16 protein-coding genes, 1 tRNA gene and 1 pseudogene are annotated in these 15,640 nt (G+C 68.0%); 11 read left to right on the top strand and 7 right to left on the bottom strand.

The features are described 5' to 3' along the window. Positions 1 to 340: 340 nt before the first annotated feature. Positions 341 to 835, top strand: coding sequence for a hypothetical protein (locus tag ABR571_RS05225; protein ID WP_409452131.1), 495 nt, complete (start codon positions 341 to 343; stop codon positions 833 to 835). 463 nt (positions 836 to 1,298) lie between these two features. Beyond that, positions 1,299 to 1,574 (top strand): hypothetical protein, encoded by a 276-nt coding sequence (locus ABR571_RS05230; RefSeq protein ID WP_409452132.1) that lies wholly within the window; start codon positions 1,299 to 1,301, stop codon positions 1,572 to 1,574. A gap of 477 nt (positions 1,575 to 2,051) precedes the next feature. Here the strand turns inward: ABR571_RS05230 and ABR571_RS05235 are convergent. The 4 genes from ABR571_RS05235 to ABR571_RS05250 form a co-directional block, all read right to left on the bottom strand. Next, positions 2,052 to 2,123 (bottom strand) — tRNA-Val (locus tag ABR571_RS05235). 55 nt (positions 2,124 to 2,178) lie between these two features. Next, complete coding sequence (locus ABR571_RS05240) at positions 2,179 to 2,490, bottom strand: TIGR02611 family protein (RefSeq protein ID WP_409452133.1); 312 nt, start codon at positions 2,488 to 2,490, stop codon at positions 2,179 to 2,181. A gap of 22 nt (positions 2,491 to 2,512) precedes the next feature. Continuing rightward, on the bottom strand, positions 2,513 to 3,205 hold the full coding sequence (locus ABR571_RS05245; protein WP_409452134.1) for a DUF6766 family protein: 693 nt from the start codon (positions 3,203 to 3,205) through the stop codon (positions 2,513 to 2,515). 84 nt (positions 3,206 to 3,289) lie between these two features. After that, the gene (locus ABR571_RS05250; protein WP_409452135.1) at positions 3,290 to 3,700 is read right to left on the bottom strand and encodes a hypothetical protein; all 411 of its coding nucleotides are present in this window, start codon (positions 3,698 to 3,700) and stop codon (positions 3,290 to 3,292) included. A gap of 99 nt (positions 3,701 to 3,799) precedes the next feature. Between ABR571_RS05250 and ABR571_RS05255 the strand changes: the two genes are divergently transcribed. Continuing rightward, positions 3,800 to 4,270, top strand: a complete 471-nt coding sequence (locus ABR571_RS05255) for a DUF309 domain-containing protein (RefSeq protein ID WP_409452136.1) — start codon at positions 3,800 to 3,802, stop codon at positions 4,268 to 4,270. 173 nt (positions 4,271 to 4,443) lie between these two features. On the opposite strand, the gene ABR571_RS05260 is transcribed toward ABR571_RS05255, so the two are convergent. The 3 genes and pseudogenes from ABR571_RS05260 to ABR571_RS05270 form a co-directional block, all read right to left on the bottom strand. Next, entirely contained in the window at positions 4,444 to 4,689 is a 246-nt protein-coding gene (locus ABR571_RS05260; RefSeq protein ID WP_409452137.1) for a hypothetical protein, read from the bottom strand. Positions 4,690 to 4,840: 151 nt separating this feature from the next. Beyond that, on the bottom strand, positions 4,841 to 5,221 hold the full coding sequence (locus tag ABR571_RS05265; RefSeq protein WP_409452138.1) for a TIGR03118 family protein: 381 nt from the start codon (positions 5,219 to 5,221) through the stop codon (positions 4,841 to 4,843). 28 nt (positions 5,222 to 5,249) lie between these two features. Further along, positions 5,250 to 5,519, bottom strand: a pseudogene (locus ABR571_RS05270) (TIGR03118 family protein); the annotation flags it as partial. A 135-nt stretch (positions 5,520 to 5,654) separates the two neighbouring features. Here ABR571_RS05270 and ABR571_RS05275 point away from each other — a divergent pair. The 8 genes from ABR571_RS05275 to ABR571_RS05310 are packed head-to-tail and all read left to right on the top strand — an operon-like array spanning position 5,655 to position 15,554. Continuing rightward, positions 5,655 to 6,698: a LacI family DNA-binding transcriptional regulator gene (locus ABR571_RS05275; RefSeq protein ID WP_409452139.1), complete on the top strand. Its 1,044-nt coding sequence runs from the start codon at positions 5,655 to 5,657 to the stop codon at positions 6,696 to 6,698. Further along, the gene (locus ABR571_RS05280; RefSeq protein ID WP_409452140.1) at positions 6,695 to 8,572 is read left to right on the top strand and encodes a GH39 family glycosyl hydrolase; all 1,878 of its coding nucleotides are present in this window, start codon (positions 6,695 to 6,697) and stop codon (positions 8,570 to 8,572) included. Before ABR571_RS05275 ends, ABR571_RS05280 begins: the two co-directional genes overlap by 4 nt. Continuing rightward, positions 8,569 to 10,224 (top strand): ABC transporter substrate-binding protein, encoded by a 1,656-nt coding sequence (locus tag ABR571_RS05285; protein WP_409452141.1) that lies wholly within the window; start codon positions 8,569 to 8,571, stop codon positions 10,222 to 10,224. The genes ABR571_RS05280 and ABR571_RS05285 overlap by 4 nt, the downstream gene beginning before the upstream one ends. A gap of 13 nt (positions 10,225 to 10,237) precedes the next feature. Beyond that, positions 10,238 to 11,221 carry an ABC transporter permease gene (locus ABR571_RS05290; protein ID WP_409452142.1) on the top strand — a complete coding sequence of 328 codons (984 nt, stop codon included), beginning with the start codon at positions 10,238 to 10,240 and terminating at the stop codon, positions 11,219 to 11,221. A 4-nt stretch (positions 11,222 to 11,225) separates the two neighbouring features. Beyond that, positions 11,226 to 12,170, top strand: coding sequence for an ABC transporter permease (locus tag ABR571_RS05295; protein ID WP_409452143.1), 945 nt, complete (start codon positions 11,226 to 11,228; stop codon positions 12,168 to 12,170). Continuing rightward, a complete protein-coding gene (locus ABR571_RS05300; RefSeq protein ID WP_409452144.1) occupies positions 12,171 to 13,178 on the top strand; it encodes an ABC transporter ATP-binding protein in 1,008 nt (335 codons plus the stop codon). Next, positions 13,168 to 13,995, top strand: coding sequence for an ABC transporter ATP-binding protein (locus ABR571_RS05305; RefSeq protein WP_409452145.1), 828 nt, complete (start codon positions 13,168 to 13,170; stop codon positions 13,993 to 13,995). Before ABR571_RS05300 ends, ABR571_RS05305 begins: the two co-directional genes overlap by 11 nt. 17 nt (positions 13,996 to 14,012) lie before the next feature. After that, positions 14,013 to 15,554, top strand: coding sequence for a glucoamylase family protein (locus ABR571_RS05310; protein WP_409452146.1), 1,542 nt, complete (start codon positions 14,013 to 14,015; stop codon positions 15,552 to 15,554). The last annotated feature ends 86 nt before the right edge of the window (positions 15,555 to 15,640 follow it).

The following is a 15,640-nucleotide window of genomic DNA, read 5'->3' on the forward strand; positions in this document are numbered from 1 at the left end:
CTTCCAGGTGGACGCACCACTGGCGGGCGGCTCCTGCTGCAGACGATCATCACCGTTCATGTGACGCCCGTGTGCCGCTCAACGCGGCTCATCCACGAAGGCGAGCAATGCAGCCGCGGCCCCGGCCAGACCAATCCGACCGGGGCAGCGATGGGCTCGGCCGATAGACCGAAATAGCCGTGCGGCGCCTCACGCGCGGCATATGCCGTATTGCCGCCGATGCAGGACCTAAGTCGGGTAGCGCCCGGTTCGGTTCGGTGGTCCAATGGGCTGATCGGGTGGCGTCGCGGGACGTCGGGGCACCATCGAACCGCGGGGAGCGCTCATGGGATCTCGACAATTGACGTTACGAGTTGTGGCGGCGGCTGTGTTCGGCGTGCTGCTCCTCGGTATGACTGCGATCAGCGCGCAGGCCAAACCGACCCCGCCCGGGCCGGGGAACTCACCCTCTGCGCAGTCCTGTTACAAGGGCGGGTGGCAGAACCTCGCCACGTCCACCGGCCAGGCGTTCGCGAGCCAGGATGCCTGCGTCTCCTACGCCTCCCACGGCGGCGTTCTGACGCCGAAGGCTGGGGAGAATCCGCAATACACGCTGAGCTCCGCGGACTATGGGCAGTGCAATTTCACGATTACCGTCACCGGCCTGCTTCCCAACACGACCTACCAGTTCGTCTCGATCGGCAACCCCATCCAGTCGCCCGACGTATATCAGCCGGACCCCAGCACGGGCACCTACGTACTCACTTATGTCGAGGAAAGCAGCGGAGTCGGGCCCATCCAGGCGTACCGCGATGGTTCACCCATCGGCTCACCATCCCAATATTTCGCCTGCTAGTACCAAGGCCGCGCGGCGCCCGGGTACGCGCCTGCTTCAGCCGCTGATGGAAACCGCGGCGACCGGCCGACGAGGAAGGGCCCCTTCACCTAAGCGTCGCGCTGCTGCCCCGGCCAGACGAATCCGGCCGGGGCAGCGAGTGGGGAACATCGCCCGTTACGACGCCTCGAGCCAGCCTTCCGCCGCCCTTCGGACGATCGCCTCATTCCGCGGGCATTGCGATGAGCACACCCCACCGACGGCGAGATGGTGGAGGTCGTGGGCGAGGGTTCTGCGCTCCTGAACCCGCGTTAGCCGCTCGTGCAGCACCAGCGCGACGGGCTCGCCGTCCTTCCACCTGATGGCTCCGTGGCGGTACACCGACCCGGTGTCTATGCGGACGATCGGAACGTGACGCCTCCCAGTACCAATCCCACGGCTCGGTCCCCGCCGGCGGCCTTCCCGCGAAGTCAAGCCGCCGACCGTGACAGACCGCCGCCGAGACCATCAGAAGCTCGCATGGAACGTGGCCGCAACGTCGGCCAAAGCGTCCCACGACGCGACCGAGCGCAGCCTTGAGTTCGTCCCTCACGTTCTGGTCGGCACGCCACTGGTCGACGTCGGCGAGCCAGTACAGCGTGCTACCGCCTACCTGACACGTGCGCGGACCGATGCCGAGCGCCCGCAGAATCGCCAGGGTCTCGAGGTTGAGGCCCGTGTAGTCGGCAACGTCGTCCGCGGTCGCCAGCTCGCCTTGTGAGGTCTCCGGGTTCGCGGCGGTCATGGAGTCACTCCCACCTGGCCGAGGAGCAATTGCAGCGCGTGGCTGAGTTCGAGCGCCTCGGCGGCGTGAACCTGAGGCTCAGGGACGGCCCCTCGTTGTGATCAGCCCCGATCGAGATGCAGGCTTCGGTTTCGTAGCCGTTCTGCCGCACGTCGACGTTGATGTAATCCGGGCCCGCGACGTACTCGCCGCGGGATTCGTCGTAGTAACTCTCGGGACCGGGTCGTGTCGCAGCAACTCGACCCGCAACTGCTCGCTGTAGCAGTTCTGGTCGCAGCGGTGGAGGTCGTTACGTGCCCATCCTGGTAGACGCACCACGGCTGGCACTCGACGGGTGGCAGCGTGCGTCGGTCGGTTGTTGCGGTCATGCCGATTCCCCTTCGGTAGTGGCACGTATCTGGCACGCGCCTTCGGTAACCGGAAGGAATCCCGTAAATCCGGGGCCTGAAAGAGTGGGCGATACTGGGATCGAACCAGTGACCCCTGCCGTGTGAAGGCAGTGCTCTCCCGCTGAGCTAATCGCCCGGGACGGCCGGCGCGAAGGGCGACCTCGCGCGGCGAACCAAGACTACAGGCAGCGCTAGATCGACAGAAACAGCGTTATCAGCACCAGACCCGCTATCAGCGCAAGCGAGATCAGGCCTGCGACCACCCGCACCCAAACCGGCTGAGCCGAGATCCATCTGGTCCACCGGGTGGCCTGTCGACGCACCGCCGACAGCAGGCGGCGAGCCCATTCGTACTCGGTGCCGAGGATCCCCAACCCGCCGAAGATCACCAGCCAACCGGGCCCGGGAAGGGGCAGCAGCACGATCCCAACGGCGATCACCGCGAGGCCGGCGAGGGTGACCGCGACCCGGCGAACAATCCGGCCGACGCGGGTGCCCCTCATGAACCCGGCGCGCGGCTGCCGCTCAGTTGCCCCCACTGTCCTCCGCCGTCGCGTGGTGCGGCGCGCCCACGAGTTTCGACTCCGGTGATCCGCGCTGCCGCAGGTAGATCGCGAATGCCGCCATCGACGCGACCGCGAGGAACTCCGATTGCCAGTTCTGGAAGGTGCGGTTCCAGAAGTCGGCCGACGTCACGTAACCGGCCCAGGTCAGTGGGTCCTCGTTCTGCGTCAGTTGATCATGGTTGTAGGCCGCGCGTCCCGCGATCGACTGAGCGAGCAGCGACCCGAGGAAGAAAAACGTCATGATTGCCGCCAGCGAGCGGCCGTAGAGCGCGGTTCGCCACCCGCCTGCCTGCGCCCAGCGGGGCGAGTCCGGGCCAGCATAGCGGCCGATCTTCTGTTGCTCGTCCGACCCGGTGCCCGCATCCCCCGGCTTCTTCGACTCACTCGACCCGCGCTGGATCAACCACGTCGTCGCGACGATGTAGAGCGCGAACTGCAGGTACTCCGACTGCCAGTTCTCGGCGATGTCCACTGCGAACGACGAGGACAGTAGGTAGGCGGCCCACGAGATCTGCTGGCCGCCGCTGCTCAGCTGTTGTGCGTTGAACTCGCTGACGCCGGAGATCGACTGCCCGACGACCGCGCCCACCAACAGGAGCAGGAACGCCAGGGTGAGCCCGTTGTCGCGGCAGAACCGGCCGAAGCGCTTCACCGGTGCAGCACCCCGATGACGATCACGTAGACAAGACCGGCGAAGACGAAGGAAGCCGTTCCCCAGAAGACGGTGCGCATGGCGTCAACTCCCAACCGTGCACTGGTACGGACCCTGCGACTGGCGTTTGCAGCCGGCGGCGCTCACCTGCCACGACCCGGAGATGCGGCGCAGGAAGATGACGTCCTGGGCGATCTTCACCTGCGCCGCGTCACCCCACACCTGGACGCCGTGCACTGCTTCCCCTTGTTCGGTGATCGATAGGATCGCGTCGGAACACTGGGTGTCGGTGGCGCCGGACGCCGAGCGTCTCGCATCACTGGTGAGCAACCGGCAGGCAACCGGTCCGTCCGCGGCTTCGATGGCCCGGACGAATGACGCGGCGGCAGCACTCACCTCGGCCCGACTGGGACTGGACATGCAGCCGGTTGCCGCGAGCGCGACGGCCGGTAACGCCAGCACGAGCATCAACCGCGGTCGCATCCGGGCGGGCACCTCGCCACCGTATCCCGGGGGCGGCCGGCGGCAAGGGAACACGCCTGGACGTTTCCCGAACATGCGGCGTTCCCAATCAGGTACGGCACAGTGGAGCACGTGACCGTCGACCGCGATCGAGACGAGCTCGGGCGCCCACGCAACGCCCGCGCGCGTGATGCGCTGGGTCGACCGCTGCCCAGGGGTGCCGCCGGGATCCCGAGCCTGCCGGACGGACTCGTGCTCAGCCCGGCCGAAACGCTGGCCGAAGCACAGCGGCTGCTCGACAGCGGCTACCCGTTCCAGGCGCACGAGGTGCTCGAAGCGGCCTGGAAGTCCGCGCCGGTCGGCGAACGAGAGCTCTGGCAGGGTCTCGCTCAGCTCGCGGTCGGCCTCACCCACGCGCTTCGCGGCAACACGACCGGCGCGGTGACCTTGCTCGACCGCGGCGCCGACCGGATCGCCCGCTATTCCGACGGCCCCCACGACCTCGCTGTCGCGGACCTGCTCGCCTGGGCGCGCGACCCGCGGACGGTCAGTGAAGGTCGCCCCCCGCCGCCGTTGCGGCGACCGTCGACCGACGGGGCCTGACCGGCGCGCAACCCGAAGGAGCAGCCGGCTCGCCCTGGCCCCCGTATCAGCTATCGGACCGGCCCGGCCTGTGCTGGCCGTCAAGTGCCGTTGCTTCGTTGGCGTTCGCCGCGCACGCAAGACGCCGCCGGCCGAGGCCGACGGCGTCCTGCGTTCTTCGTTCAGATGGACTGTCAGTAGCGGGGCTCGGGCGGGACCTCGTAGGTCGTCGTGCGCGTGCCGCCGACGCCCTGGTGAACGACATCCGTGCGACGCCGCGTGGACATGTAGATCAGCTCGGCCACCAATCCGATGGCACCGACGATCATCAGGATGACACCTGCTGTGTTCACGTTGAAGCCGTGCGTGTTGTGCACCGTGACCGCCCACTTCAGGATCGCCCCGAGGGCAATCAGAAAAAGCGCTCCGCCGAGACGCATGATGATCTCCTTCTACACAGGTGTCGCTGCCCTTATCGCCAGTCGGCGACCGTGCAATGGGGATACCCATCTGTGGCCCTTGTGAAGCGTGATGGTCGCCATTGTTTAGCGCCGTCATAACACGCGAATGACCCGGAACCCCAATTCTCGGCTAATCGGCTCGCACGACGCCGACCAAACCGTGCGATTCGCGGTCCGGCCCGGCGCTGAACCACACGGCATCGGCACCGCCCGACACCGCATCGCCGACCATCAGGCCCCAGAGCCCGTCGATCTGTAGTGGCCGCCCTGAGTTGCCGCGCAAGAGCCCGAGCACCTCGCCGGTGGCCGGGTCGAAGGCGTGGATGCGGCCGTCGCCGAAGTTTCCGATCAGCAGGTCACCGGAGAACTGACCGAAGTTCGCCGGCGCGATCGTCATGCCCCACGGTGAGTCCAGCACGCCGTGCGTCGCGAAGCGTCCAACCCATGCGCCTGAGGTCATGTACACGTCGACGAATCCGTGCGCCGGGCCGGCCACGTTCGTTGTGGGCATCAGCGTCCTGCTTGGCGTAGGTGACGAAGACCTGGCCGCGGATCTCGGCCACGTTGAACGGTGCATAACCGGCCGGCAGCGTCGGGTCGGTGAACATGCCCGCCGAGGGCACCGGGTCGAAGGACCCGTTGAACACGTCGATTCGGGCGTCGTGGAAGTTGGCGGCGAGCAGCACCGGGCCGGCGGGGCTGTGGGCCAGGGCCAGACCCTTGTAGACGGCGCCGTCGGTGTGGCCGACGTGCGTGGCGACCGGACCGCCGGCCCACGCCGACAGGTCGCCGTCCTCACCGATGAAGATGAAGCGCGAACGCGGCCCGGAAACGCGAAATGCCGGACTTTTTCGGCTTGAGAGTTTCGGAGGCGTTTCGGGTACGTAAGCGGTTACCCAACCTGACGGGCCAAGAAATTGTCTAAGCGGTCGACGATCTACGAGGTGGCGCGAGGCAGCGGCGTGTCCACCGCCACGGTGTCACGCGTCATGCGGGACGGCGCGGGATTCTCCGCCCAGACCCGCGACCGCGTCCTGCAGGTCGCCGCCGAGCTCGGTTGGATTCCCAGCGGATCGGCCCGCGGGCTCGCGAGCCGCCGAGCCGGCATCGTCGGACTGCTGTTCCCCGACCTGGGAGTGGGCGGTCCCGACAGCGAGTCGCCCCTCTACGTCGACCAGGTGATTCGCGGAGCGGAGCAGGCCGCCACGGCGGCCGGCGACGCCGTGCTCATCGCCGCGACACGGGGCTCGTCCGGCCGCGATCTCGCGCTGTCGGTGTCCTCCAAGGTGGACGGCCTGGTGGTGGTCGCGCGCAGCCTGCCCCAGGCCGACCTGGCCACGCTCGGCCGCCGGTTGCCGGTGGTGGTGCTCTCCGACCGCGCCGGACGGTTGGCCGAGGTGGACTCCGTAACCGTCGACAACGTCGGCGGCATGCGGGCGCTGGTGGACCACCTCATCGAGGCCCACGGCTACCGGGACATCACCTTCATTGCCGGGCCTCCGCGCTCGCCCGACTCGAGCCAGCGCTTCGCCGGGTATCAGCAGGCGATGCGCGCCGCCGGGCTCGATGCGCCCAAGCTGCCGCACGCGATCGGCCATTTCACCGAAGCCGGCGGGGCCCGAGCCGCCCGCGAACTCCTCGCCGACCGACGTCCGCCCGAGGCGATCGTCTGCGGAAACGACCAGATGGCGATCGGCACGCTGGACGTCCTCACGTCCTTGCGGCTGCGCGTCCCGCGCCATGTAGCGGTCACCGGCTTCGACGACCTCGCCGCAGCGCGACACGTGCGCCCGCACCTCACAACCGTCGCCCAGCCGATGCGTGACCTCGGCGCCCGAGCGGTGCGGGCCGTCCTCGCCCGCCTGGACGATCCGACCGCTCCCCGGCTCGAGTCCGTGCTGCCGACCGACCTCGTGGTCCGGCGCAGTTGCGGCTGCCGACCCGCACGCCGCGGAGCTGCCGGACGATCAGGAAGGACCGCTGGATGACCGCGACCGATCAGCACGAACTCGCCCGCGCCGCGCGCGCGGACTGGGAGCGACGGATCTACCGTCGGCTGACCGACACCAGCGCCGCTGATCCGTCATCGGCCCTACCGGCACCGGCCACCGTCGTGGCTGAGGGCGCGGTCGGCCATGTGCGGCTCGACTGGGCGGCCGTCGAGGGCGCGGCCGGCTATCTCATCGAACGCGCCGGGCCGGACGGCGACAGCGCGCTGCTGCAGCACGGAGGCAGCGACGTTCCCGCTGTTCCCCACGCCCCGTTCGCCGACACCGGCGTGCAGGCCGAGGTGGAATACCGCTACCGGGTAGGCGCCGTGATCGGTGCCGACTATCCGGCTTGGAACTGGTCGGACTGGGTAGCCGCGACGCCGGTCGGCGGCACCGCCGCGCCGCTGCAAGTCACGGTCGACGCCGGCCGGTCACTCGGCAGGCTGCACCGCGTCTGGCACATGGTCGGTTCCGAGCGGCTGACGCAGTTGCGGTTCGGCGACGACGGCCATGGCAACGACATCGGACGTGAGTTCGCCGAAGCACTGCAACTCGCCGCCACTGACCTCGGCGTGAGCTACGTGCGGGCCCACGCGATCCTGCATGACGACAACCGCGTCGTGACGCGCGGCGAAGACGGCCGGTTGCGCTTCGACTTCGGGATCGTCGACGGGCTGTACGACCAACTGCTGCAGATCGGCATGCGCCCGGTCGTCGAGCTGTCATTCATGCCGGCCGCCATCGCCCGCGACCCCGACGAGACCGTGTTCGCCTATCGCGGCATCATCTCCCCGCCACGCGACTGGTCGGAATGGCGCCAGGTCGTGCAGGCTCTGGTGCAACATCTGGTCGCGCGCTACGGCCTCGACGAGGTCCGACAGTGGCCGTTCGAGGTATGGAACGAACCCAACCTCGAGGGGTTCTGGACCGGCTCCCGCGACGACTACCTGCGCCTCTACGACGAATCGGCAGCGGCGGTGAAGGCGGTCGATACGGCATTGCGGGTCGGCGGTCCGTCCACCGCCGCCGCCGAGTGGATCGAAACGCTCACCGCGCACGCCGAGCAGGAAGAGGTCCCGCTCGACTTCGTCACCAGCCACACGTACGGCAACGTCCCGCTTGACACGCGGGGGTCACTGCGCCGGCACGGGTTCGAGGCGATCCCCACGTGGTGGACGGAGTGGGGTGTGGGCTCGGTCCACTACGGGCCGATCCACGACGGGGTCATCGGCGCCCCGTTCGCCCTGTCCGGCTTCCACGACGTGCAGGGCCGCATGGAGGCGCTCGCCTACTGGGTGATCAGCGACCACTTCGAAGAACTCGGCCGACCGCCGACCCTCTTCCACAACGGCTTCGGGCTGTTCACTGTGGGCAATCTGCGCAAGCCCCGCTACTGGGCGGTGCACCTGGCCGCGCACCAAGGCGACTCCGTGCTCGCGACGCAGCTGGCCGGTGACGGCGCCGATGTGCTGGTGCGGGCCTGGGCGACCAAGCACGACGACGGCACCGTCGACGTCCTTGTCTGGAACGGCACGGTGAACGCCGAGCTGCTGGACGGCGCCCCCCGCCTCGAACGCGCGGTCGACCTCACCGTCGAGGGTGTGGGCGACGCGACGGCGGTCCGACTGGCTCGCATCGACGCGCACCACTCGAACATCCTCGACGGCGTCGACCCCAGCCTCGAGTGGCCCGACGAGCAGCAGTGGCGGTCGCTGCGCGAACGCGACCGTCTGCACGAAGAAGACCTCGAGCCGGTTTCCACCGAACCCGGCGCCCCTCATTACCGCATCACCCTGCCCATGCCGGGCGTCGTCCGTGTCCGTATCCGCGCAGTCAGCGGCGACACCACGCAGAAGGAAGGTTCCCGATGATCCGTCCGTCCCTCGCCGGGCCCGCAGTTCTGGCCGCACTTGCGTGCGCCGCCCTCGGCCTGTCCGCGTGTTCCGGCGCGAACGACAACACCGCCAGCAAAGGGGGTTCCGGCGTCCTGACGATTCAGGGTGACGCCGGTGACCCGACGTTGACCGAGAACTTCAACCCGTTCTCGACCACGCAGTTGGAAGGCACCCGCCTGATCTACGAGCCGATGGGAATACCGAGCTCGGTCGACGGCAAGTACACCCCGTTCCTGGCCACCAAGTACTCGACTCCGGATCCGACGACCCTGGTCTTCTCGCTGCGGTCGGGCGTGAAATGGAGTGACGGCAAGCCGTTCTCGGCCGCAGATGTCGTGTTCACGTTCAACCTGCTGAAGAAGACCGCGGCCCTGGACACGACGGGTGTGTGGTCGCAGATGGCGAGCATCACCAGCTCGACCGACACGGTGACCGTCAAGCTGAAGGCGCCCAACGTTCCCTTCGCCGGCACCATCGCGCAGGTCCCGATCGTGCCGCAACACCTGTGGAGCTCGGTCGGCGATGCGGCCAAGTACACCAACACCAAGCCGGTCGGGACCGGACCGTTCACCCTGCAGAAGTTCGCCCCGACCGAGTACGTGCTGAAGAAGAACGCGAGCTACTGGCAGGCCGGCAAGGTCGCGCCGGCACAGATCCGCGTCCCGGCGCAGTCGAGCAACCAGGCGACCAACCAGCTCGACGTCACCAGCGGCAAGCTCGACTGGTCCTACAACTTCCTGCCGAACGTCAAGAAGACCTACGTCTCGCGCGACGCCGCCCACAACAAGTACTGGTTCCCCCCGGGCGGCACGATCGGCCTGTTCCTCAACCTCACCAAGGCGCCGTACAACGACCCCAACTTCCGGGCCGGCATCTCCTATTCGCTCAACCGCGACACCATCGCGCAGAAGGCTGTGAACGGCTACACCGGCGCGGCCAGTTCCTCCGGCATGATCCTGCCCAACCTCGAGCGCTTCCTCGACCCGAGCCTCGCGAACAAGGGCGTCATCAGCCAGAACACCTCCACGGCCACGGCAGCGTTCCAGAAGGCCGGCTACACCAAGCAGGGTGGAAAGCTCGCTAAGGGCGGCAAGCAGGCCTCCATCAAGATCGTCCTGCCGAACAACTTCACCGACTGGGTGGCCGCGGCCACGGAGATGAAGTCGGAGCTGGGCCAGGCCGGGGTGGCGGTGACCCTCGATGAGCCGCAGTTCGCGCAGTACCAGAAGCAGATCAGCGCCGGCACGTTCGACGCCGCGATGGGCGGCTTCGGTGGCTCCGGCAACCCCTACACCGACTTCAACAACGCGCTGAACAGCAAGTACGCGACGCCGATCAACACCCCGACGGTGAACAACTTCGAGCGGTTCAAGGATCCGACGGTCGACCAGGATCTGGCACAACTCGCGGTGGCGACCGATGCGGGTGCGCAGACGCAGGCCACCCACAAGCTCGAGCAGTTCATGTACCAGCAGCAGCCGGTCGTCCTGCTCTACTACGGCGGCAGTTGGGGTCTCTTCAGCACCAAGCACTTCACGGGTTGGCCGTCCGAACAGGACCCGTACATGCTGCCGACCACCTACAACAACGCGATGCTCGTGATCGTCACTCATCTCAAGAAGGCGTGACGGAGGTTCGGCCATGCGCTACATCCTCACGAAGATCGCCCTGTTCCTGCTCACCCTGTGGGCGGCGATCACCCTCAATTTCATCCTGCCCCGGCTGATGCCGGGCTCACCGCTGGACGCGGCGCTGGCGAAGCTCGCGTCCAGCGGCCAGCAGGTCACCAACGCCCAACGGGCGGCGATCGAGGCCCAACTCGGCTCGCCGCACGGCAGCCTGATCAGCCAGTACTGGCACTACCTGGTCAACATCGTCCAACTGCGATTCGGCCAGTCGTTCACCGATCCCACCCGGTCGGTGGCGGGCTCGATCGGGCGGGCGCTGCCCTGGACACTCGTCCTCGTCGGCGTGACGACCATCCTCGCGTTCATCGTCGGCACCCTGCTCGGCGTGTACGCGGGGTGGCGGCGCGGGAAGAGGGCCGACACCACCGTCACCCTCGGCGCCACCCTCTTCGCCGCCTTCCCACCGTTCTGGTTGGGACTGCTGCTGCTCTACGTGTTCGCGTTCAAGCTCAACTGGTTCGCCATCAAGGGCGGCTACAGTCCAGGGCTCACGCCGAGCTTGAGCCCGTCCTTCCTCAGCAACGCCGTGCAGCACAGCGTGCTGCCCGGCCTGACCCTGGCCATCACGTCGCTTTCCGGCTGGGTGTTCGGCATGCGCAACAACATGATCAACACGCTCGGCGAGGACTACGTGACCTTCGCCGAGGCGAACGGGCTGCAGCAACGGACGATCGCGCTGCGCTACGCGGCCCGCAACGCGCTGCTGCCGAACGTCACTGCGTTCGGCCTGTCGCTCGGAGCGGTGCTCGGCGGATCGGTCCTCGTCGAGGGCGTGTTCAGCTATCCGGGCGTCGGACACCTGCTGTTCGAAGCGGTGACCAATCACGACTACCCGCTGATGCAGGCCCTCTTCCTCGTTCTCACCGTCAGCATGCTCAGCGCGATCTTCGTGGTTGACCTGCTCTACGCGCGGCTCGACCCCCGGGTTCGGAGGTAAATCCATGACGACCAGCATGTTGCAGACCGTCCCCCAACCGGTCGAGGGCGGTGGCACCCCCGAACCGGTGAAGCCGGTACGGCACGCGTGGCCGGGGCCGGTCCTGTTCATCACCCGAGCGGTCGGAACGCTGTGGAGCAACGGCAAGGCCCGCATCGGCCTCGTCATCGTCGCCTTGTTCGTCCTGATCGCACTGCTCGCTCCCCTGCTGGCGCCGCAATCGCCCACGGCGACGAGCTTCACGCCGTACGAGGGACCGAGCGGCGCCCACCTGTTCGGCACGACCGGAAACGGGCAGGACGTGTTCTCGCAGGTGTTGTACGGCGCGCGCGTATCACTGCTCGTCGGGTTGGCGGCCGGCCTGGGGGCCACCGTCATCGCCGTGATCCTCGGGCTGATCGCCGGCTACCGGCCCGGTGTCGTCGACAACGTTCTGAGCTTCATCACCAACCTGGCACTGGTGTTGCCCGGCATCCCGCTCATGATCATCCTCGCCGCGTACATACCGTCGCGTTCGGTCTGGACGATCATCCTGGTGGTCACGCTCACGGCTTGGGCGACCGGGTCGCGAGTGATCCGGAGCCAGGCGGTGACGCTGCGGACCCGCGAGTTCGTGACGTCGGCGCAGTTCTCCGGCGAGCGTCTCGGCCGCGTGGTGTTCCGCGAGATCCTGCCCAACATGACGTCGCTGGTGGCGGCCAGCTTCTTCGCTTCCGCCACCGCCGCCGTCATGGCCGAGGCCAGTCTCGAATTCCTCGGCCTCGGCAATCCGGCAACGATCAGTTGGGGCACGATCCTCTACCAGGCTCAGCAGCAGAACGCCCTGCTCACCGGCCAGTGGCTGATGATCTTCGCGCCCGGTTTCGCGATCGCGCTCCTTGCCCTGTCTTTCACGCTGATCAACTTCGGGGTGGACGCGCTGTCCAACCCACGACTGCGGGAGAAGTAAATGGCTCCTCTTCTGTCTGCCCGCGGCGTTAACGTCGTTTACGAGCCGGCCCGCGGAAGCCGCATCTGGTCCGTCCGCGACATTGATCTGGATCTCGGCGAGGGCGAGTTCGTCGGACTGGTCGGCGAATCCGGGTGCGGGAAGTCGACGCTCGGCTTCGCGCTCACCCGGATGTTGCGACCACCCGCCCGCCTGAGCGGGGGGCGCATCGAATTTGCCGGCACCGACATCGCCGACCTCGATGGGGAGGCGCTGCGCCGCCAGCGCCGCAACGGCTTCGCGCTCGTCCTGCAGAGCGGAATGAACGCGTTGAACCCGGTGCGCACCATCGAGTCGCACTTCGGCGACATCCTCCGGGCCCACGGCCGCGAGGGCGAGGACTGGAACAAGGGGGCCGTCCGCGAGCGCGGGGCGGAACTCCTCGAAAAGGTGAAGCTCGACGGCGACGTGCTGAAGCGCTATCCCCACGAGCTCTCCGGCGGCATGCGGCAGCGCGTTGCCATCTCGCTGGCGCTGTCGCTGGACCCTCGACTGATCGTGTTCGACGAACCGACCACTGCCCTGGACGTGATGGTGCAGCACGCCGTGATGGAGACGATCCAGGAACTGCAGCGGACCAGTGGCTTCACCGCACTGCTCATCAGCCACGACCTCGGCATCGTGCTGGAGGCGACGGATCGTCTGCTCGTCATGTACGCCGGACGGATCGTCGAGGACCAGCCGTCGTCGGACATGCTGACCGGCCGGCACCATCCGTACACCGAAGCGCTGTTGAACTGCTACGCCGATCCCCGTGCCGACGAGGTGAACCTCGGCGGGATCCCGGGAGCGCCGCCGGACCTGTCGCTCGACCAGCCGGGCTGTGCATTCGCGCCCCGGTGCACGGAGGTCGAGGAGTTCAACCGGCACCACGAGCCGCCCCTGACCCCGTACCGCCGCGGGCTGGTCGCCTGCCACGTCCGGGCCCGGCAGGAAGCCGAATCCAAGGAGGTCCCCAGTGGCGTCTGACTCTGCCGGCAGCGTGCAGCCGTGCGTCCTCGAACATGTCACCAAGAAGTTCAAGGTCCGAAGCCGCGATCGCCGCGAGCGCCGGACGGAATTCGTCGCCGTCGACGATGTCTCGTTCACCATCGAGCCGGGCGCCGCGGTGGCCCTGGTCGGCGCCAGCGGTAGCGGAAAGTCGACCATCGCCACGATGATCACCGGCGCCCAACGGCCGACATCGGGGTCGATCAACTACGGCGAGATCGCCGTGCACAGCCTGCGCTCGGGCGGCCTGCGGCGCTATCACCAGGATGTGCAGATGGTGTTCCAGGATCCGTACGGAGCGCTTAATCCCCTGCACACCGTCGCCTACACCCTGCAGCGGCCCTGCCGGAACCTGCTGGGCCTGTCCGCGCACGAGGCGGACAAACGCGTCCAGGAGTTGCTCGAGCAGGTCGGGCTGGCGCCGGCGACGCAGTTCGCGCCGAAGCTGCCGCACCAGCTGTCCGGCGGCCAGCGCCAGCGTGTCGTGATCGCCCGCGCGCTGGCATCCAATCCCGGTCTGATCGTGGCCGACGAGCCGGTCTCGATGCTCGACGTGTCCCTGCGGGCCGGCGTGCTCCGACTGCTCGCCGAGCTGCGCGAGTCCCGCGGGCTCAGCCTGCTCTACATCACCCATGACCTGCTCAGCGCCCGCGTCGTCACCGACCAGATCCTGGTCCTCAACAAGGGGCGGGTCGTGGAATCCGGCGTCACCAAGGACGTTCTGCAGAACCCGACCGACGAGTACACAGTTCAGCTGCTCAACGCGATTCCGCATCCCTTCGCGGCCGCGTCCTGACCTTCCAAGGAGCTCAAATGCGCAAATGCCTTTCCGCGGTGGCCGCGGCTGCCGCCGGCCTGCTCGCCGCGACAGTGGTGAACGTCCCGGTGGCCCAGGCCCACACCAGCAAGACGAGTGGCTTGAGCGGCCGGCAGCAGGCGAACCTGCGCCAGATCGCGCGGGACACCTGGCGGTTCTTCGAGACCGACGTCGACCCCAACACCCACCTGCCGCTGGACAACGTCGGTCCCGGCTCGACCCGCGGCAACTACACGTCCTCGGCCAACATCGGCGTCTACCTCTGGTCGGTCGTCGCGGCCCACGACCTGCACTTGATCAGCGGGCCGGAGGCGACCGCACGGGTGCGCAGCACGATGCTGGAGGTGCAGCATCTGCAGCGCGGCCACGGCTTCCTCTACCAGTGGTACGACACCACGACCGGCCACGTGATCCTCAACCCCGGTCAGGGTGACTGTGCCCAGGTCGGCGGCACGACCGACAACTGCTCGTTCCTGTCCGCCGTCGACAACGGTTGGTACGCCTCCGGGCTCGTGGTCGTGCGGCAAGCCCTCCCCGGCGCGGCCGCCTTGGCCACGCAGCTGCTCAACGAGACCGACTTCTCGATCTTCTTCGACGCCCGCGCGCAGACCGACTGCAACGTCAACGCCGCCATCGACAACCAGCCGACCGGACAGATGTACGGCGGGTACTACGCCGGTGTCGGCCCGGCCGGCTACCACAACGGCGCCATCTACAGCGACCCGCGGATCGCGATGTACCTCGGCATGGGCCTGCACCAGATGCCCGGTGACGTGTGGTGGCGCACCTGGCGGGTGCTGCCGCCGAAGCGGTGCGCCAGCGACCCCGACTTCTCGTGGCAGGGTCAGCCGCAAGGCCCCGACACCGGGTACTGGACGACCATCACCGACCCGCTGTCCGGCAAGCAGTTCCCGGTCTGGGAGGGCCACTACACCTACCCCGGCACGTCCTTGAAGTTCCTGCCGACCTTCGCCGGCGGCATGTTCGAGGCGCTGATGGCGAACGAGGTGGTCCCGGAGACCACGTGGGGGACACGGAACTTCGGGCTGGCCGATGTGCGCGCCGCGCAGGTGCAGATCAAGTACGCCACCGAGCAGCTGCACTACCCGGTGTGGGGGATCTCGCCCTCCAGCACACCGGATGACACGGGCGGCTACAACGCCTACGGCGCCGACGGCGCCACCTTCCCGCCCGGCCAACAGCTCGCGCAGTGCGGGACGTGTGCCCCCGAGACGGCCGTGACCCCCCACGCCTCGTTCCTGGCGTTGGACGTCGCCCCGCAGCAGGCCTACGCCAACATTCAGCGACTTCGCGCCCTCTACCCGGATGTCTACACCGCCGACGGAGGTTTCTACGACGCCGTCAATCCGACGACCGGCTCGGTCGGGCACCGGCGACTGGTCCTGGACCAGTCGATGATCATGGCCGCGCTGGACAATGCGCTCAACGGCCGGCGGATGCAGCACTGGTTCGCCGCGGATCCGACCGCGAATGCCGCACGGCAGGTGCTCGGCGTCGAGACGATGTCCCTGGGCTAGGTCGCCGTCGGGGCGCCCGGCCTCCGGGCGCCCCGTCGGGGCCAAGGTCCTGACTTCGGCGAACCGCTCGCCGGCGGCGGTCGGTC

The sequence above is a fragment of the Jatrophihabitans sp. genome (assembly GCF_046262535.1).
GTDB lineage: Bacteria > Actinomycetota > Actinomycetes > Mycobacteriales > Jatrophihabitantaceae > Jatrophihabitans.

Excerpts from the sequence above, each read along its gene's own strand:
- ABR571_RS05240 (WP_409452133.1), bottom strand. The coding sequence starts at position 2,490 with ATGAGGGGCACCCGCGTCGGCCGGATTGTTCGCCGGGTCGCGGTCACC.
- ABR571_RS05260 (WP_409452137.1), bottom strand. The coding sequence starts at position 4,689 with ATGCGTCTCGGCGGAGCGCTTTTTCTGATTGCCCTCGGGGCGATCCTG.
- ABR571_RS05265 (WP_409452138.1), bottom strand. The coding sequence starts at position 5,221 with ATGCCCACAACGAACGTGGCCGGCCCGGCGCACGGATTCGTCGACGTG.
- ABR571_RS05280 (WP_409452140.1), top strand. The coding sequence starts at position 6,695 with ATGACCGCGACCGATCAGCACGAACTCGCCCGCGCCGCGCGCGCGGAC.
- ABR571_RS05285 (WP_409452141.1), top strand. The coding sequence starts at position 8,569 with ATGATCCGTCCGTCCCTCGCCGGGCCCGCAGTTCTGGCCGCACTTGCG.
- ABR571_RS05290 (WP_409452142.1), top strand. The coding sequence starts at position 10,238 with ATGCGCTACATCCTCACGAAGATCGCCCTGTTCCTGCTCACCCTGTGG.
- ABR571_RS05295 (WP_409452143.1), top strand. The coding sequence starts at position 11,226 with ATGACGACCAGCATGTTGCAGACCGTCCCCCAACCGGTCGAGGGCGGT.
- ABR571_RS05300 (WP_409452144.1), top strand. The coding sequence starts at position 12,171 with ATGGCTCCTCTTCTGTCTGCCCGCGGCGTTAACGTCGTTTACGAGCCG.
- ABR571_RS05310 (WP_409452146.1), top strand. The coding sequence starts at position 14,013 with ATGCGCAAATGCCTTTCCGCGGTGGCCGCGGCTGCCGCCGGCCTGCTC.